The 26037-nt window shown below is 67.1% G+C and carries 19 protein-coding genes and 1 pseudogene; 8 read left to right on the forward strand and 12 right to left on the reverse strand.

Going from position 1 to position 26037, the window contains the following annotated elements; genetic code table 11:
- Nucleotides 1-19: 19 nt before the first annotated feature.
- Genes AC10V3_RS16395 through hemC form a run of 3 tightly spaced genes read right to left on the reverse strand, consistent with a single transcriptional unit; the run spans nucleotide 20 to nucleotide 4383 of the window.
- Nucleotides 20-1210, reverse strand: coding sequence for a heme biosynthesis protein HemY (locus AC10V3_RS16395; RefSeq protein ID WP_454752360.1), 1191 nt, complete (start codon nucleotides 1208-1210; stop codon nucleotides 20-22).
- Nucleotides 1211-1214: 4 nt separating this feature from the next.
- Nucleotides 1215-3356 carry a fused uroporphyrinogen-III synthase HemD/membrane protein HemX gene (gene hemDX / locus AC10V3_RS16400; protein ID WP_490922593.1) on the reverse strand — a complete coding sequence of 714 codons (2142 nt, stop codon included), beginning with the start codon at nucleotides 3354-3356 and terminating at the stop codon, nucleotides 1215-1217.
- A gap of 10 nt (nucleotides 3357-3366) precedes the next feature.
- The gene (gene hemC, locus AC10V3_RS16405; protein WP_490922594.1) at nucleotides 3367-4383 is read right to left on the reverse strand and encodes a hydroxymethylbilane synthase; all 1017 of its coding nucleotides are present in this window, start codon (nucleotides 4381-4383) and stop codon (nucleotides 3367-3369) included.
- Between the two features lie 66 nt (nucleotides 4384-4449).
- Between hemC and ppc the strand changes: the two genes are divergently transcribed.
- Nucleotides 4450-7488, forward strand: a complete 3039-nt coding sequence (gene ppc, locus AC10V3_RS16410; protein WP_374063620.1) for a phosphoenolpyruvate carboxylase — start codon at nucleotides 4450-4452, stop codon at nucleotides 7486-7488.
- 216 nt (nucleotides 7489-7704) lie between these two features.
- On the opposite strand, the gene AC10V3_RS16415 is transcribed toward ppc, so the two are convergent.
- Nucleotides 7705-8316 carry a ferritin-like domain-containing protein gene (locus tag AC10V3_RS16415; protein ID WP_374063621.1) on the reverse strand — a complete coding sequence of 204 codons (612 nt, stop codon included), beginning with the start codon at nucleotides 8314-8316 and terminating at the stop codon, nucleotides 7705-7707.
- Between the two features lie 140 nt (nucleotides 8317-8456).
- Between AC10V3_RS16415 and AC10V3_RS16420 the strand changes: the two genes are divergently transcribed.
- From AC10V3_RS16420 to AC10V3_RS16450, 7 genes and pseudogenes are all read left to right on the forward strand, one after another.
- Nucleotides 8457-9056 (forward strand): sigma-70 family RNA polymerase sigma factor, encoded by a 600-nt coding sequence (locus AC10V3_RS16420; protein ID WP_041681135.1) that lies wholly within the window; start codon nucleotides 8457-8459, stop codon nucleotides 9054-9056.
- The gene (locus AC10V3_RS16425; protein ID WP_490922595.1) at nucleotides 9053-9805 is read left to right on the forward strand and encodes an anti-sigma factor; all 753 of its coding nucleotides are present in this window, start codon (nucleotides 9053-9055) and stop codon (nucleotides 9803-9805) included. Before AC10V3_RS16420 ends, AC10V3_RS16425 begins: the two co-directional genes overlap by 4 nt.
- Before the next feature lie 132 nt (nucleotides 9806-9937).
- On the forward strand, nucleotides 9938-11350 hold the full coding sequence (gene argH, locus AC10V3_RS16430) for an argininosuccinate lyase (protein ID WP_490922597.1): 1413 nt from the start codon (nucleotides 9938-9940) through the stop codon (nucleotides 11348-11350).
- 191 nt (nucleotides 11351-11541) lie between these two features.
- On the forward strand, nucleotides 11542-12084 hold the full coding sequence (locus AC10V3_RS16435; RefSeq protein ID WP_022536349.1) for a TRAP transporter small permease subunit: 543 nt from the start codon (nucleotides 11542-11544) through the stop codon (nucleotides 12082-12084).
- Nucleotides 12081-13820, forward strand: a complete 1740-nt coding sequence (locus AC10V3_RS16440; RefSeq protein WP_022536350.1) for a TRAP transporter large permease — start codon at nucleotides 12081-12083, stop codon at nucleotides 13818-13820. Before AC10V3_RS16435 ends, AC10V3_RS16440 begins: the two co-directional genes overlap by 4 nt.
- A gap of 386 nt (nucleotides 13821-14206) precedes the next feature.
- A complete protein-coding gene (locus tag AC10V3_RS16445; RefSeq protein WP_349606218.1) occupies nucleotides 14207-16006 on the forward strand; it encodes a cytochrome P450 in 1800 nt (599 codons plus the stop codon).
- A gap of 128 nt (nucleotides 16007-16134) precedes the next feature.
- Nucleotides 16135-16249 (forward strand): annotated as a pseudogene (locus AC10V3_RS16450) (VapC toxin family PIN domain ribonuclease); the annotation flags it as partial.
- An 83-nt stretch (nucleotides 16250-16332) separates the two neighbouring features.
- Here the strand turns inward: AC10V3_RS16450 and AC10V3_RS16455 are convergent.
- The 8 genes from AC10V3_RS16455 to AC10V3_RS16490 all read right to left on the reverse strand — a co-directional run bounded on the left by AC10V3_RS16455 (nucleotide 16333) and on the right by AC10V3_RS16490 (nucleotide 26007).
- Complete coding sequence (locus tag AC10V3_RS16455; protein WP_454752365.1) at nucleotides 16333-18606, reverse strand: Orn/Lys/Arg family decarboxylase; 2274 nt, start codon at nucleotides 18604-18606, stop codon at nucleotides 16333-16335.
- Nucleotides 18607-18756: 150 nt separating this feature from the next.
- Entirely contained in the window at nucleotides 18757-19323 is a 567-nt protein-coding gene (dcd, locus tag AC10V3_RS16460) for a dCTP deaminase (protein WP_022536353.1), read from the reverse strand.
- 96 nt (nucleotides 19324-19419) lie between these two features.
- Nucleotides 19420-20250 (reverse strand): formate dehydrogenase accessory sulfurtransferase FdhD, encoded by an 831-nt coding sequence (locus tag AC10V3_RS16465; protein WP_022536354.1) that lies wholly within the window; start codon nucleotides 20248-20250, stop codon nucleotides 19420-19422.
- Between the two features lie 65 nt (nucleotides 20251-20315).
- Complete coding sequence (locus AC10V3_RS16470) at nucleotides 20316-20699, reverse strand: hypothetical protein (RefSeq protein WP_490922600.1); 384 nt, start codon at nucleotides 20697-20699, stop codon at nucleotides 20316-20318.
- 37 nt (nucleotides 20700-20736) lie between these two features.
- Nucleotides 20737-21963 carry a formate dehydrogenase subunit gamma gene (locus AC10V3_RS16475; RefSeq protein ID WP_490922601.1) on the reverse strand — a complete coding sequence of 409 codons (1227 nt, stop codon included), beginning with the start codon at nucleotides 21961-21963 and terminating at the stop codon, nucleotides 20737-20739.
- A gap of 76 nt (nucleotides 21964-22039) precedes the next feature.
- Nucleotides 22040-22276, reverse strand: a complete 237-nt coding sequence (locus AC10V3_RS16480) for a hypothetical protein (RefSeq protein WP_022536357.1) — start codon at nucleotides 22274-22276, stop codon at nucleotides 22040-22042.
- Nucleotides 22273-22962: a formate dehydrogenase FDH3 subunit beta gene (gene fdh3B / locus AC10V3_RS16485; protein WP_022536358.1), complete on the reverse strand. Its 690-nt coding sequence runs from the start codon at nucleotides 22960-22962 to the stop codon at nucleotides 22273-22275. The genes AC10V3_RS16480 and fdh3B overlap by 4 nt, the downstream gene beginning before the upstream one ends.
- 15 nt (nucleotides 22963-22977) lie before the next feature.
- Nucleotides 22978-26007: a molybdopterin-dependent oxidoreductase gene (locus AC10V3_RS16490; RefSeq protein ID WP_490922603.1), complete on the reverse strand. Its 3030-nt coding sequence runs from the start codon at nucleotides 26005-26007 to the stop codon at nucleotides 22978-22980.
- Nucleotides 26008-26037 lie beyond the last annotated feature (30 nt).

Below are 26037 nucleotides of genomic sequence, written 5' to 3' on the forward strand. Positions count from 1 at the left end.
TGGAAGAAATGCCGGCGGCTCAGGCCGCCAGCATCGCGCTCTCGCGATAGTGGCGCTGCGCCTCCTCGAAGCGCTCGGTTTCCTCGAACAGCCGCGCCAGCGCCAGGTGGGTGCGCACGCGCAGGCGGCGCTGCTGGTCGGGATCGGCATACTTCAGCGCACGCTCGAAGCTGGACTGGGCCTTGCCCCACAGCTTCTCGCCCAGGCACAGCACGCCCAGCGTGTAGTAGAGGTCGGCGTCGGCGGGATGCGCGGCCAGCCATTTCTCGGCCTGCTGGATCTGCGGCAGCGCGTGGCCGGGCACGGCGCAATCGGCGTAGCGCAGCACCAGGCGGCTGTCCCAGTTGACCTTGAGCGCGTCCTCGACAATGCGGCGGGCTTCGTTCTGGCGGCCCAGCGCGGCAAAGTAGCGCGCCGCGGGTTCGGCGATGCGCGTGGCGCGGCGTTCATCGGCGGACAGCGAGCGCCAGAACTCGGTCAGCGCGTCGGCATCGTGGCGGCGCTCTTCGAGCATGGCTTCGACCGCCATCTGCTTCAGGCGCAGGGCCAGCACCGGATGCAGCGAATTGCGTTTTTCCAGCGAGCGCGCCAGGCGCAGCACCTCTGACCAGTTCTTCAGGTGCTGGTGCGCGCGCAGCGCAATGCGCTGCACGTGGATCTGGCGCGCGCCCTGCGCCTGCAGCTGGGCGATGGTTTCCAGTGCGCCGTCGGCGTCGCGGGCATCGACCAGCAGTTCGGCCATCGATACCAGCCGCGCCTGTTCGCGCTCGGGATCCGTGACCTGCGCCATCCAGGCGTCGCGCCGGTCGGTCTCCTGCATCCGGTGCGCGGCGCGGGCGCCGATCAGCGCGGCGGTCTGGGCCTGATCTTCCCAGGACTGAGCCTCGCGCGCGCAACGCTCGGCGCGGGCGAAGCGGCCCGCGAACAGGTTCTCGATCGATTCGCGCAGCGCCGCCTGCGCCTTGTTCATGCGGCTGCGCTCGCGGTAGGCGGCGGCGCGGCGCGGCATGTCGGACAGGTGGCGGATGGTGGTCATCACCGTCCACACCACAAAGAACACCAGCAGCAGCAACGCCAGCGCGAGGTTCAGCGACAGCTCGACGCGATATGGCGGATAGAACAGCACCACATTGCTGTGGTTGAACTGCGTGAACAGTGCCAGCCCGACGGCGCCGCCAAACAGGACCGCAACCCAGAACAGAAGGCGCATGGGCTTACTCCTTCTTCAGGGCCTGCAGCGCGCCCAGGCTTTCGGACATGGTCGGCAGCTGCACCGTGACCGCGCCCGCCTGCGCCTGCTTGAGCAGGGTCAGCACGCCCTGCACGCGGCGCGACTTGGTATCGAAATAGCGGCCGATCATGGCCTGCGCCGCCGCCAGGTCATTGCGGAACACCGGCTCGTTGCGCGACAGCAGCGCCAGGCGCGCATTGAGCAGGCGCAGCTTGACGTTCTCGCGCAGGAACCAGCCCTGGTCCCCGGAAAGCAGCAGCGCTTCCGCGTCGTCAACCTTGCGGATGCGGATCACTTGCGCCAGTTCTTCGCGCAGGTAGTCCCACACGCGCGTGAACCAGCCGCCGGTGGCGGCGTTGCCATTGGCGGCCGGCGCGCTGGCCCCGGCCGCGCCGCTGCGCGCGGCATCCTTGCGGGCATCGGCTTCGCTGCGCTCGAGCATGCGCTCGCTGGACAGCAGCGGCAGCACGTCGACCTGGTTGATGGCCTCGTCCAGCTTGATCGCGGCGCCGGTCAGGTCGGTGTCGGGCACGGCCTTCATGCGCGCGATATCGCGCGCGATCGCACGGCGCAGCAGGTTGTATTGCGGCTTGTCGGCGCGCGCCAGGCGGGCGTCGGCACTTTGCAGGGCGGCCAGTGCCACCTGCACGTTGCCGGTCAGTTGCAGCTGCTGTCCGGCATTGGTCAGCAGTTGCTGGATCTCGGCGATTTCCCAATCATCGCGGTTGCGCATCAGGTCCTGGTAGACCTGCTCGAGCGCCACCTGCTTGTCGCGGGTCTCACCGACCTGGCTTTCCAGCGCGCCGACCTTGGCCTGCAGTTCCTTGACGGTGTCCTGTGCGTTACGCGTCAGCACGCGCGATTCCTGCACCAGCGCATCGTTGCTCTGCTGGCGGCGGGCCAGCTCGCCGGTCAGGTGGTCCACGCGCTGCTGCAGCCACCAGAAGCCGCCGGCGGTGGCCACCACCAGCAGGGCGACCAGCGCCCACAGCGCGGCGGGACGGCGTGAAGCGGATCCGGGGGCACCGTTGACGGCGGGATTGCCTGGGCCCGGTGCGGGCGCGGAGGCCGCGGTGGGCGGCGGCGTAGCGGAGGAGGACGTGGTTTCTTGCGTCACGCGTTCGACCTTCGTTGACGTTGCAGGGACTGCTGTGGGTACTGCGGCGGGCGCCGGGGAGGCGGCCGGTACGGGTGGCGGTGGCGTGCCGGCAATGGCTGGGGCCGGCACGGCTTTGGCAGGCGTGCCGGCCGGTGCCGGGCCGGCATGGGCATCGGCCCACTGCAGGCACGCCGCCAACAGGCCGGCATCGCCGGGCGCGGCACGCTGGATATGAGTAAAGCCCAGCGACTGCGCCTGTTCGGCGATTCTCGCATGCGGCGCGATGCACTGCACCTGCCGCAGGTCGGCGGCTTCCTCCGCAGACAGGTGTTGCCGCGCCAGCGCATCGAGGTTGCGCACCGCTTCGGAGCTGGTCAGCAGCCAGGCATAGGGCGGCGCGCCGGGGCGCAGGCTGTCGCGGATGGCCTGCCATTGCATCGCGGTGGGCTCGGGCAGCGTGCGGCGGTAGGCCTCGACCGCCTCGACCCGCGCACCGGCTTCACGCAGCCGGTCGCCGAGCCAGTCGCGCCCGCCGTTGCCGCGGATGATCAGCACCTGCTTGCCCGCCAGTGCGGCGGGATCGAGCTGTGCCCACAGGGCTTCGGAATCGAAGCGCGGCGTGTCGGCATCGTGGCTGCCGTCGTCGGTACCGTTGCCGTTGGCGGCAGCGCCGGCCGGCGCGATCACGTGGAAGGCTGGCGGCGCGATCCCGCGGTCGGCCAGTGCGGCCACGCTGGCGGGGCCGACCACGGCCACGGGCACCTGCGCCGGCCATTGGGCCACAGCAGCGCCGTGCACGGCCGCCAGCGCATCGAGCGCATAGGCAATCGCATTGGGGCTGACGAAGACCACCAGCGCAAACTCGGGCAGCCGCGCCAGCACCGCGCGCAGCGGCACGTCGTCGGCGGTGGGGCCGATTGCCAGCAAGGGAAAGCTGAGTACGTCGAGACCCGCGGCCTGCAGCGCCTCGGTCAGTTGCCGGGACTGCCCGGCGGGTCGTGTCACAACGACGGTCGGGCGGGGCATCGGGCGGGCCTCAGGCAGGAGCTTGGGAGCCGGAGGGATCGGCAAGCGCCGCGAGGATGGCCTCGGCCCCCTGCGCGACCAGTTCGCGCGCGCACGCCTGGCCGAGCGCTTCGGCAGCGGCCGCGTCCGCGGCGGGCCCGGAAGCCGAGGCACGGATGGCGCGGGAGCCGTCGGGCAGCGCCACAAAAGCGTCCAGCTTCAGCTGGTCACCCTCCCAGCGGGCGTGGGCGGCCAGCGGCACCTGGCACGAGCCGCCCAGCATGCGCGACACGGCGCGCTCGGCGGTCACGGCCAGCAGGGTCGGCTGGTGGTTCAGCGGCGCCAGCCATTCGGCCAGTTCGGGACGGTTGGCCAGAATCTCGATGCCAAGCGCGCCCTGCCCCGCGGCGGGCAGCGACGCCTCGATCGGGATCAGCGCGCGGATGCGCTCGCCCAGGCCCAGGCGCTTGAGCCCGGCGGCAGCCAGGATGATGGCGCCGTACTCGCCGCGGTCGAGCTTGCCGAGCCGGGTATCCAGGTTGCCGCGCAGCGGCTTGATCACCAGCTGCGGGTAGCGGCTGCGCAGCGCCGCCTCACGGCGCAAGCTGGAGGTGCCGACCACGGTGCCGGCCGGCATCTCGTCCAGCGAGACGTAGGTGGAAGACACCAGCGCATCGCGCGGGTCTTCGCGCTCCATCACCGCGGTCAGGGCGAAGCCGGCGGGCAACTCCATCGGCACATCCTTGAGCGAATGCACCGCCAGGTCCGCGCGGCCTTCGTCCATCGCGAACTCCAGTTCTTTGACAAACAGACCCTTGCCGCCGACTTTGGACAGCGTACGGTCTAGAATCTGGTCTCCGCGCGTGGTCATGCCAAGAATGGACACGTCGCACGCGGGATAGTATTGTTGCAACGCAACACGCACATGTTCGGCCTGCCACATGGCCAGGCGGCTCTCTCGGGAGGCGATGACGAGCGTTTGCGGAAGATTGCGAGACACGACAGCGGTAGAGGAAGAGGTGGCAGACAAGATGGCGGGTGCTTGCATCCGTCTATGGTAGCACGCGACCCAATAGCCGCTCCGCCCCATTAGATAAGCATACGAGGAGATTGCATGACGCAGCATGCTGCGCGCCCCGGCGGCCGGCGGACCGGTTCGGCCGCCAAAAACCAGACCCCAGTCACGGCCTCCGGTCATAGTGACGCAGGAGGCGCATCCACTCCCAAATCCCCCCGTTCGGCTCCTGGCAAAGGCGCTAAGCGCGCTACCCAGCCACAGCTTTCGATCGTGTCGAGCAACGGAACCACCCTCGCCTCGCCCGTGCGTCGCACCGCCGACAAGGACCTGCCGCTGCGCGAGGACATCCGCTTCCTGGGCCGCCTGCTGGGCGACTGCCTGCGCGAACAGGAAGGCGACGCCGCCTTCGAGGTGGTCGAGACCATCCGCCAGACCGCGGTGCGCTTCCGCCGCGAGAACGACCGCGCCGCCGGCGCCGAGCTGGACCGCCTGCTCAAGCGCCTGTCGCGCGACCAGACCAACCAGGTGGTGCGCGCGTTCAGCTATTTCTCGCACCTGGCCAATATCGCCGAGGACCAGCACCACAACCGCCGCCGCCGCGTGCATGCGCTGGCCGGCTCGCCGCCGCAGGCGGGCAGCCTGCCGCACGCGCTGGAGGCGATCGACGCCGCCGGCGTGACCGGCAAGCAACTGCGCAAGTTCCTGGACGAGGCGCTGATCGTGCCGGTGTTGACCGCGCACCCGACCGAAGTCCAGCGCAAGAGTATTCTCGACGCCGAGCGCGAGATCGCCCGCCTGCTGGCCGAGCGCGACCTGCCGATGACGGCACGCGAGCGCGAGCACAACACCGCGCAGCTGCGCGCCAAGGTCACCACGCTGTGGCAGACCCGCATGCTGCGCGACGCGCGCCTGACGGTGGCCGACGAGATCGAGAACGCGCTGTCGTACTACCGCACTACCTTCCTGCGCGGCATCCCGCAGCTGATGAGCGAACTGGAAGAAGACATCGCCGCGGTGTTCCCGGCCATGCGCAAGCGCAAGGGCACGCCCGGCGCCCAGCCGACCCCGCTCGCGCCTTTCATGCAGATGGGCTCGTGGATCGGCGGCGATCGCGACGGCAATCCCAACGTCACCGCCGAGACGCTCGAGCATGCCGCCAGCCAGCAGGCCCAGCTGATCCTGGACTGGTACCTGGACGAAGTGCATGCACTGGGCGCCGAGCTGTCGATGTCCACGCTGATGGTCGACGCCAGCCCCGAGCTGCTGGCGCTGGCCGAACGCTCGCCCGACCACTCCGAGCACCGCGCCGACGAACCCTATCGCCGCGCGCTGATCGGCATCTACGCGCGCCTGGCCGCGACCTGCAAGACGCTCACCGGCCACGCCGCAACGCGCCGCCCGGTGGCGCCGGCCGAGCCGTATGACAGCGCCGAGTCCTTTGCCGCGGACGTGCAGGTGGTGATCGATTCGTTGCGCGCCCACCACGGCCAGGCGCTGGCCAGCAACCGCATCGACGCACTGGCGCGCGCGATCGCCGTGTTCGGCTTCCACCTGGCTTCGGTCGACATGCGCCAGGTGTCGGACGTGCACGAGGCGGTCATCGCCGAACTGTTCGCCGCCGCCGGCATCGCCGCCGACTACGCCAAGCTGCCCGAGCAGCGCAAGCTGGAACTGCTGCTGGCGGAGCTGCGCCAGCCGCGCCTGCTGACGCTGCCCTGGCACGAGTACTCGGAGCAGACCCGCAAGGAACTGGCGATCTTCGCCGCCGCGCGCGAGCTGCGTGGCCGCTACGGCAAGCGCATCGCGCGCAACTACATCATCTCGCACACCGAGACGCTGTCGGACCTGGTCGAAGTGATGCTGCTGCAGAAGGAGTCCGGCATGCTGCAGGGCACGCTGGGCAGCAAGACCGACCCGGCGCGCATGGAGCTGATGGTGATCCCGCTGTTCGAGACCATTGAAGACTTGCGCAATGCCGCCGGCATCATGCAGTCGCTGCTGGACCTGCCGGGCTTCGATTCGGTGATCGCGCACCATGGCGTCGAGCAGGAAGTGATGCTCGGCTACTCCGACTCGAACAAGGACGGCGGCTTCCTGACCTCGACCTGGGAGCTGTACAAGGCCGAACTGGCGCTGGTGCAGCTGTTTGAGCAGCGCAAGGTCAAGCTGCGCCTGTTCCATGGCCGCGGCGGCACCGTCGGCCGCGGCGGTGGCCCGACCTACGACGCCATCCTGTCGCAGCCGCCGGGCACGGTGAACGGCCAGATCCGCCTGACCGAACAGGGCGAGATCATCAACAGCAAGTTCGCCAACGCCGAGATCGGCCGGCGCAACCTGGAGACGGTGGTCGCCGCCACGCTGGAAGCGTCGCTGCTGCCGCAGCAGAACGCGCCCAAGGACCTCGACATGTTCGAGGCGGTGATGCAGCAGCTGTCGGACCGCGCCTTCACGGCCTACCGTGACCTGGTGTACGAGACCCCCGGCTTCAAGGACTACTTCTTCGCCACCACGCCGATCACCGAGATCGCCGACCTGAACCTGGGTTCGCGTCCGGCCTCGCGCAAGCTGATGGACAAGAAGAACCGCCGCATCGAAGACCTGCGCGCGATCCCGTGGGGCTTCTCGTGGGGCCAGTGCCGGCTGCTGCTGCCGGGCTGGTACGGCTTCGGCAGCGCGGTCAGGGAGCTGCTGGACAGCGCGCCCGATGACAAGGCGCGCAAGTCGGCCGTCACCACGCTGCGCCGCATGGTCAAGACCTGGCCCTTCTTCTCGACGCTGCTGTCCAATATGGACATGGTGCTGGCCAAGACCGACCTGGCGGTGGCCTCGCGCTACGCGCAGCTGTGCGACGACGCGGCGCTGCGCCGCAACGTGTTCAACCGCATCAGCAAGGAATGGCACCTGACCTGCGAGATGCTGGCGCTGATCACCGGCCACCAGGAACGGCTGGCGGACAATCCGCTGCTGGCGCGCTCGATCAAGAACCGCTTTGCCTACCTCGATCCGCTGAACCACTTGCAGGTTGAGTTGCTCAAGCGCTACCGCTCGGTCAAGGATGGCGATGACATCCGGGTTCGGCGAGGTATCCACCTGACCATCAACGGGGTGGCGGCGGGGTTGCGTAATACGGGCTGATCGCACGCACAGCGCGGGTCGCTCCCCTCTCCCGCGCCAGTGGGAGAGGGGCCGGGGGTGAGGGCTGGCGCCTGCAACGGGCGACGGCCTCCCCTGCGCCGGGCCCGGCTCTGCCGGAACTTCGACCCCTGCAGTACTGCCAACGCCTGCCCTCACCCCCTGCCCCTCTTCCTCATGTGGTAGAGGGGAGCAAACAAGGGGCGGGCTTGCGCCTCATCACCCCACGAACGCACCTGGCACCGGGTCCTCACCCAACGCATGCAGCAGCACCGCCCAGTGCATCGCCTCGTCACCGAGGATGCTGCCCGCTGCCCGCGTCAGCTCACGATTGTAGAAGTTCGGCAGCACGCCCAGGTAGGCCGCGGTGGCGCCCTTCTCCAGCCCCGCGGCAAAGCGCAGCACATCAGCCTGGGTCTTCAGCTGGCCAGCCGGGAAGTTGTATTCGGAGGTCTTCTTCGCCATCACCGGCGTGCCCCCCAGCTTCTGCACCGTGCCCGCCAGCACCTGCGCATGCGCCTTGTGGTGGCCCTGGAATTTCACCGCCGTATCCAGCACGGGCTTTTGCAGCAGCCCGCTTTCCGCGCCGACCTGGTAGGCGGCAATCGCCTGGTATTCCAGCCCCAGTGCGGTATTCAGGATATTGATGTCGTCTTTGGTGCTGCCTGATTCCGTCTGCGCCCAGGCCGGCATCGATTCGCCCAGCGTGATGACGGCCAGCGAGCCGAGCGCGAACAAGCCTGGCGCCTTGAGCAGCCCGCGCCGGCGGGCATCCGGCAGCGTGACGATGGTTTCAGTCTCGCGCGCGGGCATCTGTGACATGCGGTCCATGGTGATCTCCTGTGAGGGATGAAGACGTGGCGCCCCGGTCCGGGGTGCCTGGCTTGCGCCTGTCACTTGTACGCACGCGCCGCACGTTTGGATGCATCGCTATCTATAATCCCGCAGAGCCCCTGCGAGGACCCGTCCCGGTGCCCCCTTCTACCCAGCCGTCCTATGCCATGCCGGCCGATCCCGACCGGCTCGCGGCGTTGCTGCAATCCGTGGCCCTGGGCGACCGCCAGGCGCTGCGCGGCATCTATGACCTCACCGCAACGAAACTGTTTGGCCTCGCGCTGCGTATCACTGGTAGGCGCGATTGGGCGGAGGATGTCGTGCAGGAGAGCTTTGTCAGCATCTGGCACCACGCCGGCGACTACCGGCCGCACCTGGCCGCGCCGATGACCTGGATGACCGCGATCGTGCGCAACCGGGCGCTGGACTGCCTGCGCCGCGCCGCGGCTGCGCGCGTGCCGCAGACCGTCGAGTTGGAGGAAGACCTGGGCGAATGGCTTGCCGATGACGCTGCCGGCCCGGCCGAACTGGCCGACGCCAGCCAGCAGGCGCGCGCGCTGAACCGCTGCCTGCAGCGGCTGGAGCAGTCGCAGCGCCAGGCCATCGTGCTGGCCTACCTGCAGGACCTGAGCCACGCCGAGCTGGCCGCGCGGCTGCGCGTGCCGCTGGGGACGGTCAAGTCATGGGTGCGCCGCGGGCTGGAGCGGCTGCGCAGTTGCATGGAGGCGGCAACATGAAGCTGGCCTCCCATCCCGAACTGCTCGACCGCATCGCCGCCCAGTACGCGCTGGGCGTGCTGCGCGGTGGCGCGCGCCGCCGCCTGGAACAGATGGCGCGCGAAGAGCCCGCGGTGCGCGCCGCCATCCACCGCTGGCAGGATAGGCTCTCGGGCGTGGCCGAATTGCAGGCGGCCGCCGAGCCGGTCGACAAGGTCTGGTGCGGCATCGAGGAGCGGCTTGGCTGGAAGGCCGCCGAGGCTCGCGGCCAGTCCACCCGCCCCATCCGCCCTGCCGACCTCGCCGGCGGGTGGTGGCAGCGCCTGTGGTCGACCCCGGTCTTCTGGCGCGGCGCGGCGGCGGCGATGGCCCTGGTGGCGGTAGTGGCCATCGGGCTTGGGGTGCGCCTGGCCCAGCAGGGCGAAGCGGCGCCGGCGGAGATCGTCGCGGTGCTGAACGACGACCGCGCCCAGCCGGCCATGCTGGTGTCCTGGGATGCCGGCGCGCGCAGCCTGATCGTGCGGCGCCTGGATCACTTGGCACTAAGCGAGCGGCAGGTGCTGCAACTGTGGGCGCTGCCGGCCGGCGGCAAGCCAAGGTCGCTCGGCGTGATCGGACGGGCGCCGGAAGTGCGGCTGGCGCTGGCACAATTGCCCGAGGCTGTGCCCGCGCTGGCGGTCAGCATCGAGCCGCCCGGCGGCTCGCCCAATGCCGACGGGCCGAGCGGCCCGGTGGTATTCAAGGGACCTGTGATCCACAGCCGGCTCTGACGAACGGCGCCGTCGTGCCGGCCAGCGCCGCCAGCCGGCCGGCCGGCGATATAATCGCCCTTTTCCCAATTTCTCGCGCCCGTCGCCGTTCACACGGCGCCCGCCTGCCGCGAGCCACTGCAGCTGACGTCCATGTCCACCTCCCAACTTGCCAAGAAAGGCGAAGCCTGGTCCGCCCGCTTCTCCGAACCGATGTCCGACCTGGTGAAGCGCTACACCGCCTCGGTGTTCTTCGACAAGCGCCTGGCCCTGTTCGACATCCAGGGCTCGCTGGCCCACGCGGCCATGCTGGCAAAGCAGGGCATCATCGCCGAGGCCGACCGCGCCGAGATCGAGCGCGGCATGACGCAGATCCGCGGCGAGATCGAGGCCGGCGGCTTTGAATGGAAGCTGGACCTGGAAGACGTCCACCTGAATATCGAGGCACGCCTGACCGCGCTGGTGGGCGATGCCGGCAAGCGCCTGCACACCGGCCGCTCGCGCAACGATCAGGTCGCGACCGACATCCGCCTGTGGCTGCGCAGCGAGATCGACAACATCATCGCCCTGCTGGGCGCCCTGCGCGGCGCGCTGCTGGACCTGGCCGACCAGAACGCCGACACCATCCTGCCGGGCTTTACCCACCTGCAGGTGGCACAGCCGGTCACCTTCGGCCACCACCTGCTGGCCTACGTCGAGATGTTCACCCGCGACGCCGAGCGCATGGCCGACTGCCGCAAGCGCGTCAACCGCCTGCCGCTGGGCGCCGCCGCGCTGGCCGGGACCAGCTACCCGATCGACCGTGAATTCGTCGCGCAGCAGCTGGGCTTCGACGGCGTGTGCCGCAATTCGCTCGACGCCGTGTCGGACCGCGATTTCGCCATCGAATTCTGTGCCGCCGCCGCGCTGGTTATGACCCACGTGTCTCGCTTCTCGGAAGAACTGGTGCTGTGGATGAGCCCGCGCGTGGGCTTTATCGACATCGCCGACCGCTTCTGCACCGGCAGCTCGATCATGCCGCAGAAGAAGAACCCCGACGTGCCCGAGCTGGCGCGCGGCAAGACCGGCCGCGTCAACGGCCACCTGATTGGCCTGCTGACGCTGATGAAGGGCCAGCCGCTGGCGTACAACAAGGACAACCAGGAAGACAAGGAACCGCTGTTCGATACGGTCGATACCGTGGTCGACACGCTGCGCATCTTTGCCGACATGGTGCCGGGCATCACCGTCAAGCCGGAAGCCATGCGCGCCGCTGCGCTGCAGGGCTACGCCACCGCCACCGACCTGGCCGACTACCTGGTCAAGAAGGGCCTGCCCTTCCGCGACGCCCACGAAGCCGTGGCCCACGCCGTGCGCGCCTGCGACAGCCGCCAGTGCGACCTGGCCGACCTGACCGTGGCCGAGCTGCGCGACGTGTCCGGGCTGGGCGACAAGGCCGCGCTGATCGGCGACGACGTACACGCCGTGCTGACCCTGGAAGGCTCGGTCGCCGCGCGCAATCATATCGGCGGCACCGCGCCGGACCAGGTGCGCGCCGCCATCGCGGCCGCGCGCGCTGCCCTGTAATTCGGACGGCGCTGTAAGTTTCGCGTAAGTTTTGCGCAAGAAAAAGCCACCGCGGCGCGAGCCCGGTGGCTTTTTTCATAGGCGTTTCCCACTTTGGCGCAATCTCGTCGATCCCCGTAGGTAGTAGCCCCTAGCGCCGCCAAATTTTGTTACAGATAAACTAAGCGCCGCAAAAACCGGGGAGACAACCCATGTATTACTTGCTTGGTCTGTCACGACAGATCGACAGGTTGAATCAGCACACGGGCAGGCTTGCAAACATCATGATCCTGCTGTCGTGCCTGATCAGCGCAGGCAACGCCCTTCTGCGCTATGGCTTCAACTTGAGCGATAACTGGCCACTCGAACTGCAGTGGTATATGTTTGCCATCGCCGTGATGTTCGGCACCTCCTACACCTTCCAGCGCAATGAGCACGTGCGTGTAGACCTGATCTACGGCAACGTCTCGGAACGCGCGCAGCACTGGATCGACATCTTCGGGATCGTCGTGTTCCTGCTGCCCTCGTGCCTGCTGTTCACCTGGCTGTCGTGGGATTCGCTGTTCCTGCCCTCGTGGCGCATCCTCGAGCAATCGGGCAATTCCGGCGGCCTGCCGCGTTACCCGATCAAGCTGGTGGTGCCCGTCGGCTTCGCCCTGCTGACGCTGCAGGGCGTGTCCGAACTGATCAAGCGCTTCGCCGCCCTCAAAGGCCTGGTGCGCATCGAATCCAAGTACGAGAGGCCGGTTCAATGATTCCGTTGGAATATATGCCGCCGCTGATGTTCGGCGGCCTGGTGGTATTCATGCTGATCGGCTTCCCGGTCGCATTCTCGCTGTCGGCGGTGGGCCTGGCCTTCGGCTTCCTGGCGATCGAATGGGGCTACTTCCCGCTCAGCTTCCTGCAGGCCGTGCCCAGCCGCGTGTTCGGCAGCGTGCTGGCCAACGAGCTGCTGCTGGCGATCCCGTTCTTCACCTTCATGGGCGCCATCCTGGAGAAGTGCGGGCTGGCCGAGGACATGCTGGACTCCATGGGCCAGCTGTTTGGCCCGGTACGCGGCGGCCTGGGCTATTCAGTGATCATCGTCGGCTTCATCCTGGGTGCGATTACCGGCACGGTGGCGGCACAGGTGATCGCCATGGCGATGATCTCGCTGCCGGTGATGATGCGCTACCGCTACAACATGAAGTACGCCACCGGCGTGCTGGCCGCTTCGGGCACCATCACGCAGCTGGTGCCGCCGTCGCTGGTGCTGGTGGTGCTGGCCGACCAGCTCAAGACCCCGCTGGGCAGCGCCGACGTGGGCAGCATGTACCTGGGCGCGTGGGGCCCGTCGGTGGTGCAGATCGCGCTGTTCGCGCTCTATACCTTCATGCTGGCCCGCTTCAAGCCTGACTGGCTGCCGCCGGTGCCGCCGGAGGCGCGCACGCTGCGCGGCTGGGCGCTGTGGCGCAAATGCCTGCGCGGCATCGTCCCGTGCGCGGTGCTGATCTTCCTGGTGCTGGGGACGATCATGATGGGCATTGCCACGCCGACCGAATCCGGCGCCATGGGCGCAGTCGGCGCGCTGGTGCTGGCCGTGATCCGCGACAAGGCCTTCAGCCGCATCGACCGCCAGATCTATCGCGTCGGCATCGCCGCCACGCTGGTGGCCGCGGCCATCGGCATCTTCGCCTTCGGCTCACATGCGTTCCGTATCCCGCTGGCGGTGGTGTATCTGGTCATCCTCTGGCTGCTGCTGCGCGCCGGACAGATGACCGAGCTGCGCCTGCTGATCGTCGACGCCTACCAGTCCACCGCGCGCCTCACCGCGATGGTGGTGTTCATCCTGATCGGCTCCACCTGCTTCTCGGTGGTGTTCCAGGGCGTCGACGGCGGTGCGTGGGTGGAGCACCTGTTCACCTCGCTGCCGGGCGGCTGGATCGGCTTCCTGATCGTGGTGAACCTGTTCATCTTCTTCCTGGCCTTCTTCCTCGACTTCTTCGAGATCGCCTTCATCGTGGTGCCGATGCTGGCGCCGGTGGCGGTCAAGGTGCTGGCGCCGGTGGTGGCGGACTCCATGGGCGGCAATCCGGAAGCCGCCGCGACGGCTGCACTGGTATGGTTCGGCGTAATGCTGTGCGTGAACATGCAGACCTCGTTCATGCATCCGCCGTTCGGCTTTGCCCTGTTCTACCTGCGCGGCATCGCGCCGAAGGAAGTTAAGAGCTCGGACATCTACTGGGGCGCCCTGCCCTGGGTGGGTCTGCAGATGGTGATGGTCGTCATGGTGATGTTCCTGCCGGGCATGGTGACGGGGCTGCTGGACAAGGGCACGCTGCGCCATAGCAATGCCGCCGAGGTCAGCATCCCGCTTGGCGGGGAGCCGGAGAAGCCAGCCACACAGCCGGGGCCGGGTGCCGCCTCCGCGCCCGGTACGCTGGAACTGCCAGGTGCTGCGGAGCCGAGCGAGCCGGCCGCGCCGCAGTTCGAGTTCGAGAAGAAGAACTGAGCGGCAAATTGCCTCCGGCATGGCCGTGGAGCCCCGCAGCGATGCGGGGCTTTTTCATTGGTGCGTGCCTGCCGGAATGGCGCAACCGTGACTTCCCCGCGGCGACTGAGGCGCGAATTCGACACGGCAGGTGAACGCTGGCCTCATCGGGCCATGGCGCACTTGCAAGCCGGGCGCGCCTCACTACGATGATTGCAAGGTGCCCTTGAATAACGGGCGGCAGCCGTTGTCGGCGATCCTTTGGAATCGGCGCTGAGACAAGGCGGAAAAGACGATGAACACGCACATCCTGCAATCTGCACCACGGCTGGCACTCACGGCCGCTGCCCGTCGGCAGGCTATGATCTCCACAATGCCGAACTGTCGTGCCCGCAAGGGTAGCGAACATGCGCGGACAGCCTGAAGCAATGAGCGCCGGCGACAGGATACGCGTGGCGTCCGCGGCCTCCCTCAAGGAGGGCTGTCTGCTGCCGGTGCAGGCGGAGGGCGTCGAAATCGTACTGGTGCGCCACCGCGGCGCGGTATCTGCCTACCAGGGCCGCTGCCCGCATCGGGGCACGCTGCTGGCGGAGGGTACGCTCGAAGCCGGCATCCTGACCTGCCGCGGGCACGGCTGGCGTTTCGACTGTGCCTCGGGCGTGAAAGTCGACCAGCCTGAGGTCTGCCTGCGGCGCTTCAGAGCCTCGGTGGCAAGCGCAGAAGTGTTGCTGGATCGTGCCGAGGTGCTCGCGTGGAAGCGCGAGTCGGCTGACAGCGGCCGGCCCGAGGCGCGGGCAGCGACCGGCGCCCCGGCACGATCGCTGTCGCAGCTGCCTGGCCCCAGGGGGCTGCCCTGGCTGGGCAACGTCCTGCAGCTGCACAAGGCGCAGCTGCATGTCGATCTCGAACGGTGGAGCCAAGCGTTCGGCCCGATCTACCGCATCCACCTGATGCGACGCCCGGTCGTCGTGGTCGCGCATGGCGAATGGATCGACCGCATCCTCCATGACCGGCCGGAGACTTTTCGCCGCGCAAGAGCCATCGAAGCGCTATCCCGCGAGATTGGCTCCGTGGGCGTATTCTCCGCGGAAGGTGCGGACTGGCGCAGGCAGCGCCGCCCGGTTGCGCAGGCACTCGACGCACGCCATCTGCGCGACTTCTTTCCCACCCTGGCCATCGTCACCCTGAGGCTGAAGCGGCGTTGGGAAAAGGCGGCCGCCAGCAAGCGGCCAGTCGACGTACAGCAGGACCTGATGCGATACACGGTCGATGTCACCACCAGCCTTGCCTTCGGCTACGACATGAACACGCTGGAGCGCGAGGGCGGCGTCATTCAGCAACATCTGGTGCGGATCCTGCCGATGATCGACCGGCGGGTGAACGCGCCTTTTCCATACTGGCACTATTTCCGCCTGCCGGCCGACCGCGCATTCGACCGGGCCGTGGCAGCCGTGCGCGAGGCGATCGGCGAGTTCATCGCGGCGGCACGCCAGCGGCTGGCACAATCCCCGGCACTCGCAGCGAATCCCAGCAATTTCCTGGAAGCCATGATCGCCGCGCAGGCCGCGGGCGAAGCCCCGCTCAGCGATGACGAACTGTATGCCAATATCTTCACCATGCTGCTGGCGGGCGAAGACACGACAGCCAACACCATCGCCTGGATGATGCATTTCATGTGCCTCCACCCCGAGGTCCAGCGCAAGATGCAGCAGGAGGCAGATGCCGTGCTGGGCGAGGACTACGTCCTGCGGGACATCGGGGATGCCACGCGGCTCCCCTACATCGACGCGGTGGCGCAGGAATCGCTGCGCCTCAAGCCGGTCGCGCCACTCTTCTTTGTCGAACCCAACGAAGACGTCGAAATCGGCGGATACCGGCTGCCGCGGGGCACCTTCATGATGCTGCTGACCCGCCCCGACGCCCTCAGGGAGAGCAATTTCGCCGCGGCCCGCGAGTTCCGTCCGGAGCGCTGGCTGGATGACACTGCCGCCGCCCATCACCGCAGCGGCTTCGTGCCCTTTGGCTCAGGCCCGCGCCTGTGCCCCGGGCGCAGCCTAGCGCTACTGGAAATCAAGGCTGCGCTATCGATGGTCTGCCGGCAATTCACGCTCAGTTACGCGCCGGGGTCGGGGCCGGTCGACGAGTCATTTGGCTTCACGATGACGCCGACCCGGCTGCGAGTGGTATTTGCAGCGCGACACGCCTAGCGTCTGCGCGACTGTCTACCTGCCGTTTGCGAATTGCCTTATCGCCCCTCCGTCGGTGACGGACCACTTGGGACATCCCAGTTCAACGCGAGGGCATTCGACATGCAAGCCACGACAACAGTCATCCCGCGCTGGACAAGTTCATCGCGGCGACGGCGCTGATCCATGACCTGACCATTGTTACGCGCAATGTGGAGGGACTTCAGCGGAACCGGGGCGGCGCTGTTGAATCCGTTCAGCTAACGTCCCCGGCGCATTCAGGCGCCGGACGAAAAAAAGCCCCGCATTGACGTGGGGCTCTTCGTACTGACGTTTCCTACCGAATCTCAGCCGCCCTGCTTCACACAGTCGACAAAGTACGCCTTCTTCCCATCGACCTCATCCTCCACCAGCCCGTGGATATCGGTCTCGAAGCCCGGGAACAGCTTGTTGAACTCGCGCGCGAACTTCAGGTACTGCACGATGGTGCGGTTGAAGCGCTCGCCCGGGATCAGCAGCGGGATGCCCGGCGGATACGGCGTCAGCAGGATCGCGGTGACGCGGCCTTCCAGCTCGTCCACCGGCACGCGCTCGATCTCGCGGTGGGCCATCATCGCCCAGGCGTCCGACGGCTTCATCGCCGGCTCCATGTCCGACAGGTACATCTCGGTGGTCACGCGCGCCACGTCGTTGGCCTTGTACACGCTGTGGATCGCATCGCACAGGTCACGCAGGCCCATGCGCTCGTACTGCGGGAACTTGCCGACGAACTCGGGCAGCACGCGCCACAGCGGCTGGTTCTGGTCATAGTCGTCCTTGAACTGCTGCAGCTCGGTCACCAGCGAGTTCCAGCGGCCCTTCGTGATGCCGATGGTGAACATGATGAAGAACGAGTACAGGCCCGTCTTCTCGATGATAATGCCGTGCTCGGCCAGGTACTTGGTGACGATCGCCGCCGGGATGCCACGCTCGCTGAACTCGCCGTCCACGTCCAGGCCCGGGGTGATGATGGTGGCCTTGATCGGGTCGAGCAGGTTGAAGCCGTCGGCGAGGTCGCCGAAGCCGTGCCAGCGTTCGTTGGCCTTGAGTATCCACTCTTCGCGGTCGCCGATGCCGTCTTCGATCAGCGCTTCGGGGCCCCACACCTTGAACCACCAGTCGCCGTTCTTGCCGTCGTCATATTCGCCCTCGACCTTGCGCATGGCGCGGCGGAAGTCCATCGCCTCCTGGATGCTCTCCTCCACCAGCGCGGTGCCGCCCGGCGCCTCCATCATTGCCGCGGCCACGTCGCACGAGGCAATGATCGAGTACTGCGGGCTGGTCGAGGTGTGCATCAGGTACGCCTCGTTAAAGCGGTAGCGGTCCAGCTTGCGCGTGTCGGAGTCCTGCACGAGGATCTGCGAGGCTTGCGACAGGCCGGCCAGCAGCTTGTGCGTCGATTGCGTGGCGAACACCAGCGCGTCCTTGCTGCGCGGGCGATCCTTACCGATCGCGTGCATGTTGTGATAGAAATCGTGGAACGCCGCATGCGGCAGCCAGGCTTCATCGAAATGCAGCGTGTCGATCTCGGCCGCCAGCATCTCCTTGATTTGCTCGGCGTTGTACAGCACGCCGTCGTAGGTGCCCTGCGTGATCGTCAGGATGCGCGGCTTCTGGTTCTTGGCCTTGCTGGCGAACGGGTGCGCAGCGATCTTGCGCCTGATGGTCTCGGGATCGAACTCGCTCTTCGGGATCGGGCCGATGATGCCGTAGTGGTTGCGCGTGGGCATCAGGAAGACCGGGATCGCGCCCGTCATCATGATCGCGTGCAGGATCGACTTGTGGCAGTTGCGGTCCACCACCACGATATCGCCCGGCGCCACGTTGGCGTGCCACACCATCTTGTTCGACGTCGAGGTGCCGTTGGTGACGAAGAACATGTGGTCGGAATTGAAGATCCGTGCGGCGTTGCGCTCGGACGCCGCCACCGGGCCGGTGTGGTCCAGCAACTGGCCCAGTTCATCCACCGCGTTGCAGACGTCGGCGCGCAGCATGTTCTCGCCGAAGAACTGGTGGAACACCTGGCCCACCGGGCTCTTCAGGAACGCCACGCCGCCCGAGTGCCCCGGGCAGTGCCACGAGTACGAGCTGTCCTGCGCGTAGTCGATCAGCGCCTTGAAGAACGGCGGCGCCAGCGTGTCGAGGTAGACCTTGGCTTCGCGAATGATGTGGCGCGCTACGAATTCCGGCGTGTCCTCGAACATGTGGATGAAGCCGTGCAGCTCGCGCAGGATATCGTTGGGGATATGGCGCGAGGTGCGGGTTTCGCCGTACAGGAAGATCGGCAGGTCCGAGTTGCGGCGGCGCACTTCGGTGACGAAGGCGCGCAGCTTTTCGATGGCGGCGGCCTCGAGCTGGTCGTCGCCGTCGCGTGTGAACTCGTCGTCGTCGATCGAGACGATAAAGGTCGATGCGCGGCTGGACTGCTGCGCAAACGACGTCAGGTCGCCGTAGCTGGTCAGGCCCATGACCTCCATGCCCTCTTTCTCGATCGCCTCGGCCAGCGCGCGGATGCCCGAGCCGGAGATGTTCTCAGAGCGAAAGTCTTCGTCAATGATGATGACGGGGAAGCGGAATTTCATCGGGCATCCTTGATGGAAAGCAGGACATAAAGGACTTGAGCCACATGGCCGGCGGGAGGTTCCCCGCAGCGGCGACATGTGGCTCTGACGTCAAGTGTGGCGGCCATTCTCGGGGCCAGCCTTCCGGCAAACGCCGGCATTGTAATGCGCTCAGGTCTTCGGCAGTGTGACACCGTGCTGGCCCTGGTACTTGCCGCCCCGGTCGCGGTACGAGGTCTCGCAGACTTCGTCGCTCTCGAAGAACAGCACCTGGGCGCAGCCTTCGCCGGCGTAGATCTTGGCGGGCAGCGGCGTGGTGTTGGAAAACTCCAGCGTCACATAACCTTCCCATTCCGGCTCGAACGGCGTCACGTTGACGATGATGCCGCAGCGGGCGTACGTGCTTTTGCCCAGGCAGATGGTCAGCACGCTGCGCGGGATGCGGAAGTATTCCATCGTGCGCGCCAGCGCGAACGAGTTCGGCGGGATGATGCAGACATCACCCCTGAAGTCGACGAACGACTTCTCGTCGAAGTTCTTCGGGTCAACGATGGTGCTGTTGATATTGGTGAAGATCTTGAATTCGTCGGCGCAGCGGATGTCGTAGCCGTAGCTCGAGGTGCCGTACGACACGATCTTGCGCCCGTCGGCCTCCCGGACCTGGCCTGGCTCGAACGGCTCGATCATGCCGTGCTGCTCCGCCATGCGGCGGATCCATTTGTCGGATTTGATGCTCATAGGGTTGGGAGGTAGACACACGGGCTCGGAGTGCGCCGCATTGTACAACCAATCCGCCCCTGCATCGTTGCACTGCCGCAAGTACTAAAGTGGCGCTTACGCCACTGCTTCTTCAGGCAGCCGGTGGCGGAAGCGCTCGCGCCCGGTATAGAGCAGGAAATGCTTGCCGGTGCAGCGCGCGAACAGCGTGAGGTTGACGCGTTGGGCCATCTGGTAGCCCATCTGCGTCACGCCCGAGCGCGACAGCAGGAACGGGATACCCATCTGCGCGCCCTTGATCACCATCTCTGAGGTCAGGCGGCCGGTGGTGTAAAAGATCTTGTCGTCGCCGCGCATGTCTTCCAGCCACATGCGGCCGGCGATGGCATCGACCGCGTTGTGGCGGCCGACGTCCTCGACGAACATGAGCAATTCGGTGCCCTTGAACAATGCGCAGCCATGGACCGAGCCGGCCTGCTTGTAGACCGACTGCTGCAGCCGGATGGTGTCGATGATGCCGTACAGCGTGTCCTGGTCGAGGGTCGTATCGACCGGCAGGCGGATGCTGTCCACCTCGTCCAGCAGCGAGCCGAACACCGTACCCTGCCCGCAGCCGGTGGTCACCACGCGTCGCGAAGTGCGTTCCTCGATGCGGTCCACGCCGGTGCGCGTGGTCACGGCGGCCGATTCTGTTTCCCAGTCGACCTGCACCGCGGCGATATCCTCGATCGATTCCACCAGGCGCTGGTTGCGCAGGTAGCCCAGCACCAGGTGCTCGGGCGCGCCGCCCAGCGTCATCAGCGTGACCAGCTCGCGCTTGTCGAGGTAGACCGTCAGCGGCCGCTCTCCCGGCAGGAAAGCCGCGCGTACGCGCCCCTGCTCGTCGACGACTTCAACCTCTTCGATCAGGGGAACGGCTGCCTGGGTAAGTTCGGGACGCAAGGTCATGACGGGAGGGCTCGGGGACTGCTGGTGAGGGCCCCGCGCCGTCCAGGCGTGCATCGGGGCTGCGGTTACGGCGCCTTCGCGGACGATTGTACCGCGCCGGGAGTGGACGGTTTGGCGGTGCCCGCGGTGGCCGCCACGGCAGGGGCCGGAGCCGCCGGCGTGGCGGCCGTCGGCGCCACGAACGGGCCCGGATCGGCACATGCCGCGGTCTGCGACGGCGCCCGGATTTCCTTGCCGTGGGCCTTGCTTTCGGCGTAGTAATGCGAGGCGATCTTGTCCTGCGCCAGGCACAGTTGGTAAGCGGCGACCTTGTCGGACCAGGCGGCGCGCGCCCTGGTCTCGGCCGCCTTGGCCTGCTGGGCTTCGGTCGGCGCCGGCAACCTCGCCAGCGCGCCGGTGGTGAAGGTGGCGCCGGCGGCCACGGCGATCAGCGTCAGGATGCGTGTCATCGTCGATTGTTCCCGGGTTATCTGGTTGGCGCCGGCATCAGGCTTCGCCAGGGCTGTGCCGCGTGGGGCGCCCCGCCGCGGCATCCGGCCCGGTCGAACGCTGGGCCGGGATCTTGCCGGACTTGATGTCGTCGTACCAGTGCTCGTGGTGCTCCTTGGCCCAGGCCTCGTCCACCCAGCCGTCGCGCATGGCGCGATAGGCCCCTTCCATGCCGATGGTTCCCATGTAGATATGGCCGCACGCCATCGCGATCATCAGCACGGCCGAGATGCCGTGGATCACGTTGGCGATCTGCATGGTCGAGCGGTAGTAGTCCATGCCCGGCACGATCATGTCGAGCACCCAGCCCGAGGCCGACAGCACCAGCCCGAACACGAACACGCCAATCCAGAACCACATTTTCTCGCCGGCGTTGAAGCGCCCGCTCGGCACATGCTTGCCGGAGGCCAGGCCGCCCAGGCTGGTGACCCAGCGCACGTCGTCGCGGCTGGGCAGGTTGTCGCGCAGGAACACGACGAAGGCCACGATCACCGACAGCGTAAAGATGGGCCCGACCACGTTGTGCAGGTTCTTCAGCAGGTAAGTCAGCCAGCCGAACAGCATGTGCCCCATCAGCGGCAGCAGGAAATGCTTGCCCAGCAGCATCACGATGCCCGACACCGCCAGCACCACGAACGAGATCGCCATGGTCCAGTGCACGATGCGCTCGAGCGGCGTGAAGCGCTCGATCATGCGGCCGGTGCGCGGCGTGCGCAGCGGGATGGTGCCGCGCCACAGGAAGAAGCCGAGGATGGCCACCGGCACCACCAGCAGCAGCCAGCCGCCCCAGACCGTGATCACGCCGTTGCGGAACAGGCGCCATTCCTGCCCGGTGCGCTGGATCAGCACGCCAGCTTCCTTGTCGGGCAGGCTGCTGTAGTGGCCCTGGTCGGAATTGACCTCGCGCCAGACCGGCGCATTGTTGCCGGGCTGCGTGACGGTGCGCTGCTGCTGCGACTGCGCCTCGGCGGCGATGTCGCGGCGCGGCACGTTGAAGATGTTTTCGGAGGCGATGCCGGCGAGCGGCTGCACCGGGTGCGTGGCCGGGTTGTTGGCGTCGGCATTGGCCGAAGACGCGGCCGGGCCGGTCGCGGGCCCGGGTGCGGGCGCGGGCGACTGGGCGGCGGCGCCGCCGGCCATGGCCATCAGCGCGAGCGCGCCGGCGGCCAGCCAGCCACGCCAGCTCGCGGCACGCGCCTGGCATCGATTTTGAGACGGCGTCATAGGCCCTCCTTCAGCTCAGCGGGCATATATGCCCGCATTCCCGGGACTCGCCGTCCCGGGATTCGCAGCGGCGCGTTCATTGCACCCGGTTGTACTCGTTCTGGTACTGGTTGCGCTGGCGGATCTGGTTGTTCCAGCTGGTCTTGTCGCCGGCCGTCCAGCCTTTGGCCACGAACGGATCGTCGGGCGCGCCCTGGAACGCCTGGGCGTCGGCCTTGCGGTGCGACGGGCCGATGGTCTGCGGCTTTTCGCCGCAGGCGGCCAACAGTACGCCGCACAGCGACAGCAGGGCAATCACGCGGACGCGGTTCATGATGCCTGTCCTCCCGGTTTGGCGGGTGCGGTGCGTGCACCGGGGGCGTCCGGCGCAGTGGACCCGGCTGGCGCGGCGGGCGCTCCGGGCGCGGTCTTGGGGACGCCGTAGGCCGTGCCCCAGCCGAACACATCGCCGCCGGTGCCGCGCTTGATCACGCGGTTGCGCAGGATGTCGGCAATCACGTCGCCGTCGCCGCCCAGCAGCGCCTTGGTCGAGCACATTTCCGCGCACAGCGGCAGCTTTCCTTCGGCCAGGCGGTTGCGGCCGTACTTCTCGAACTCCGCCTCGCTGCCGTTCTTTTCCGGGCCGCCGGCGCAGAAGGTGCACTTGTCCATCTTGCCGCGCACGCCGAAGGTGCCGGCCGACGGGAACTGCGGCGCGCCGAACGGGCAGGCATACGAGCAGTAGCCGCAGCCGATGCACACATCCTTGTCGTGCAGCACCACGCCGTCGTCGGTGCGGTAGAAGCAGTCGACCGGGCAAACCGCCATGCAGGGCGCGTCGGAGCAATGCATGCAGGCCACCGAGATCGACTTCTCGGCGCCGACCATGCCGTCGTTGATGGTGACCACGCGGCGCCGGTTCACGCCCCAGGGCACCTCGTGCTCGTTCTTGCAGGCGGTGACGCAGCTGTTGCACTCGATGCAGCGCTCGGCGTCACAGATAAATTTCATGCGTGCCATGGTGTTCCCCTGCGCTTAAGCAAACCGCTCGATCTGGCAAACGGTGGTCTTGGTTTCCTGCATCATCGTCACCGAGTCATAGCCATAGGTGGTCGCGGTGTTGACCGCCTCGCCCCGCACTACCGGCATCGCGCCCTCGGGGTAGTAGTCCTTCAGGTCCTTGCCCTGCCACCAGCCCGAGAAGTGGAACGGGATGAATGCGGTATCGGGCCCGACGCGCTCGGTCACCAGCGCGCGCACCTTGAGGTGCGCCCCGGTCGGCGTCTTCACCCAGCAGAAGTCGCCGTTGCGGATGCCGCGATCTGACGCCGCGCGCGGGTTGATCTCGACGAAGTTCTCCTGCTGCAGTTCGGCCAGCCACGGGTTGGAGCGGGTTTCCTCGCCGCCGCCCTCGTACTCGACCAGCCGCCCGGAGGTCAGGATGATCGGGAATTTCTCGTAGACCTTGTTCTCGATATTGCGCTGCTGCACCGACTTGTACAGCGTCGGCAGCCGCCAGAACGCCATCTTGTCGTCGTGGGTCGGGTACTTGGCGACCATGTCGGGCCGCGTGGAGTACAGCGGCTCGCGGTGCTGCGGGATCGGGTCGGGGAAGTTCCACACCACCGCGCGCGCCTTGGCATTGCCGAACGGGTGGCAGCCATGGTTCTTCAGCACCACGCGCTGGATGCCGCCCGACAGGTCGGTCTTCCAGTTCTTGCCCTCGGCCTTGGCCTTCTCGGCATCGGTCAGGTCGTCCCACCAGCCCAGCTTCTTCAGCAGCACGTGGTCGAACTCCGGATAGCCGGTGGTGATCTCCGCGCCCTGCGAATACGAGCCGTCCTCGGCCAGCAGGTTGACGCCGTCGCGCTCCACGCCGAAGTTGGCGCGGAAGTTTCCGCCGCCGTCCATCACGTGCTTGCTGGTGTCGTAGAGGTTAGGCGAGCCCGGGTGCTTCAGTTCCGGCGTGCCGTAGCACGGCCACGGCAGGCCGAAGTAGTCGCCGGTCAGGTCGTAGCCCGTGACCGGGTCCTTGCCCGACTTGCAGCGCAGCGTCTTGACGTCGAACATCTGCATATTGCGCATATGCGACTTCAACCGCTCCGGCGACTGGCCGGTGTAGCCGATGGTCCAGTTGCTGGCGTTGATCTCGCGCAGGATCGATTCCGGCTCCGGCTCCATCCAGGTGCGGCCGGCGCGCTTGACCTCGATCATCTTGTAGTTCTTCGACAGCTCCTTGCCGAAGCCGAGCTTGTCGGCGAACGCCTGCATCAGTGTCTGGTCGGGCATCGATTCGAACAGCGGCTCGATCACCTTCTCGCGCCATTGCAGCGAGCGGTTGGACGCGGTGCATGTACCCGAGGTCTCGAACTGCGTGCAGGCCGGCAGCAGGTACACGGCGCGGTTCGGGTTGACCTTGTCGCCCTCGGCCGGCGGCATGTTGGCCATGGCCGCGGTCGCCGACGGATACGGGTCGACCACCACCAGCAGGTCGAGCTTGTCCAGCGCCTTCTTCATTTCCAGGCCGCGTGTCTGCGAGTTCGGGGCATGGCCCCAGAAGAACACGCCGCGCACGTTGTTGTCCTGGTCGATCAGTTCGTTCTTCTCGGTGACGATATCGATCCAGCGCGACACGGTCGTGCCGGACTTCTCCATCATCGTCTGCGACACGAACTGCTTCTTGATCCATTCGTAGTCCACGCCCCACACCGCCGCATAGTGCTTCCACGCGCCGGTGGCCAGGCCGTAGTAGCCAGGCAGCGAGTCGGGGTTGGGGCCCACGTCGGTGGCGCCCTGCACGTTATCGTGGCCGCGGAAGATGTTGGCGCCGCCGCCCGCCACACCGATATTGCCCAGCGCCAGCTGCACGATGCACGATGCGCGCACGATCGCGTTGCCGATGGTGTGCTGGGTCTGGCCCATGCACCACACCAGCGTGCTGGGGCGGTTCTTGGCCATGATCTCGGCAACCATGCGGACCTGCGCCTCGGGCACGCCGGTGACTTCCTCGACCTTGTCCGGGGTCCACTTGGCCAGCACCTCTTCCTTGACCTTGTCCATGCCGTAGACGCGGTCCTGCAGGTACTTCTGGTCTTCCCAGCCGTTCTGGAAGATGTGGTACAGCATGCCGAACAGGAACGCGATGTCGGTGCCCGAGCGGATGCGCACGTAGTGCTGCGCCTTGGCCGCGGTGCGCGTGTAGCGCGGATCGACCACGATCACCTTGCAGCCGTTCTCCTTGGCGTGCAGCAGGTGCAGCATCGACACCGGGTGCGCCTCGGCCGCGTTGGAGCCGATATACAGAGCTGCCTTCGAGTTCTGCATATCGTTGTACGAGTTGGTCATCGCACCGTAGCCCCAGGTGTTGGCCACGCCCGCCACCGTGGTGGAGTGACAGATGCGCGCCTGGTGGTCGGTGTTGTTGGTGCCGAAGAACGACACCCACTTGCGCATCAGGTAGGCCTGCTCGTTGCTGTGCTTGGACGAGCCGACGAAGAACATCGCGTCCGGGCCGCTCTGCTGGCGGATCTCCTTCATCTTCGCGGTGATCTCGTCCAGCGCCTTGTCCCAGCTGATACGCTGGTATTTGCCGTCGACCAGCTTCATCGGGTACTTGAGCCGGTATTCGCCGTGGCCGTGCTCGCGCAGCGCCGCACCCTTGGCGCAGTGCGCGCCCAGGTTGATGGGCGAATCGAACACCGGCTCCTGGCGGATCCACACGCCGTTCTGCACCACTGCGTCGACGGCGCAACCGACCGAGCAGTGGCCGCACACGGTGCGCCTGACGACGATGCCGGTCTTGCCGTCGGCGACAGCCTTCTTGTCGTCGGCGGCATCGGCCTTGCGGATCAATGACAGTTGCGAGGCCGCCAGTCCGGCACCGACGCCGATGCCTGAGCGCTTGAGGAAGCTGCGACGGTCCATGGTCGGCATCGCGCCGGCCAGGCTGGCCGCGAGCCGCTGCGAGAGACGGCCGCTGGTAGAGGACGTGCCGGCCTGGTTGGCAAGGCCGTCAGCGAGGCGGGCGGATGCGCCCTGCGCCGCGCGTTTGCGGGTCAAGATCATGTCTCACCTCAGATGCGGACGATGTTTGCG

It is taken from the genome of Cupriavidus sp. PB-02 (genome assembly GCF_058252315.1).

Excerpts from the sequence above, each read along its gene's own strand:
- hemDX (WP_490922593.1), bottom strand. The coding sequence starts at position 3,356 with ATGCCCCGCCCGACCGTCGTTGTGACACGACCCGCCGGGCAGTCCCGG.
- AC10V3_RS16445 (WP_349606218.1), top strand. The coding sequence starts at position 14,207 with ATGCGCGGACAGCCTGAAGCAATGAGCGCCGGCGACAGGATACGCGTG.
- AC10V3_RS16425 (WP_490922595.1), top strand. The coding sequence starts at position 9,053 with ATGAAGCTGGCCTCCCATCCCGAACTGCTCGACCGCATCGCCGCCCAG.
- AC10V3_RS16440 (WP_022536350.1), top strand. The coding sequence starts at position 12,081 with ATGATTCCGTTGGAATATATGCCGCCGCTGATGTTCGGCGGCCTGGTG.
- AC10V3_RS16455 (WP_454752365.1), bottom strand. The coding sequence starts at position 18,606 with ATGAAATTCCGCTTCCCCGTCATCATCATTGACGAAGACTTTCGCTCT.
- AC10V3_RS16395 (WP_454752360.1), bottom strand. The coding sequence starts at position 1,210 with ATGCGCCTTCTGTTCTGGGTTGCGGTCCTGTTTGGCGGCGCCGTCGGG.
- AC10V3_RS16475 (WP_490922601.1), bottom strand. The coding sequence starts at position 21,963 with ATGACGCCGTCTCAAAATCGATGCCAGGCGCGTGCCGCGAGCTGGCGT.
- AC10V3_RS16470 (WP_490922600.1), bottom strand. The coding sequence starts at position 20,699 with ATGACACGCATCCTGACGCTGATCGCCGTGGCCGCCGGCGCCACCTTC.
- AC10V3_RS16435 (WP_022536349.1), top strand. The coding sequence starts at position 11,542 with ATGTATTACTTGCTTGGTCTGTCACGACAGATCGACAGGTTGAATCAG.
- AC10V3_RS16415 (WP_374063621.1), bottom strand. The coding sequence starts at position 8,316 with ATGGACCGCATGTCACAGATGCCCGCGCGCGAGACTGAAACCATCGTC.
- AC10V3_RS16480 (WP_022536357.1), bottom strand. The coding sequence starts at position 22,276 with ATGAACCGCGTCCGCGTGATTGCCCTGCTGTCGCTGTGCGGCGTACTG.
- fdh3B (WP_022536358.1), bottom strand. The coding sequence starts at position 22,962 with ATGGCACGCATGAAATTTATCTGTGACGCCGAGCGCTGCATCGAGTGC.
- hemC (WP_490922594.1), bottom strand. The coding sequence starts at position 4,383 with ATGCAAGCACCCGCCATCTTGTCTGCCACCTCTTCCTCTACCGCTGTC.
- argH (WP_490922597.1), top strand. The coding sequence starts at position 9,938 with ATGTCCACCTCCCAACTTGCCAAGAAAGGCGAAGCCTGGTCCGCCCGC.
- AC10V3_RS16490 (WP_490922603.1), bottom strand. The coding sequence starts at position 26,007 with ATGATCTTGACCCGCAAACGCGCGGCGCAGGGCGCATCCGCCCGCCTC.
- ppc (WP_374063620.1), top strand. The coding sequence starts at position 4,450 with ATGACGCAGCATGCTGCGCGCCCCGGCGGCCGGCGGACCGGTTCGGCC.
- AC10V3_RS16465 (WP_022536354.1), bottom strand. The coding sequence starts at position 20,250 with ATGACCTTGCGTCCCGAACTTACCCAGGCAGCCGTTCCCCTGATCGAA.
- dcd (WP_022536353.1), bottom strand. The coding sequence starts at position 19,323 with ATGAGCATCAAATCCGACAAATGGATCCGCCGCATGGCGGAGCAGCAC.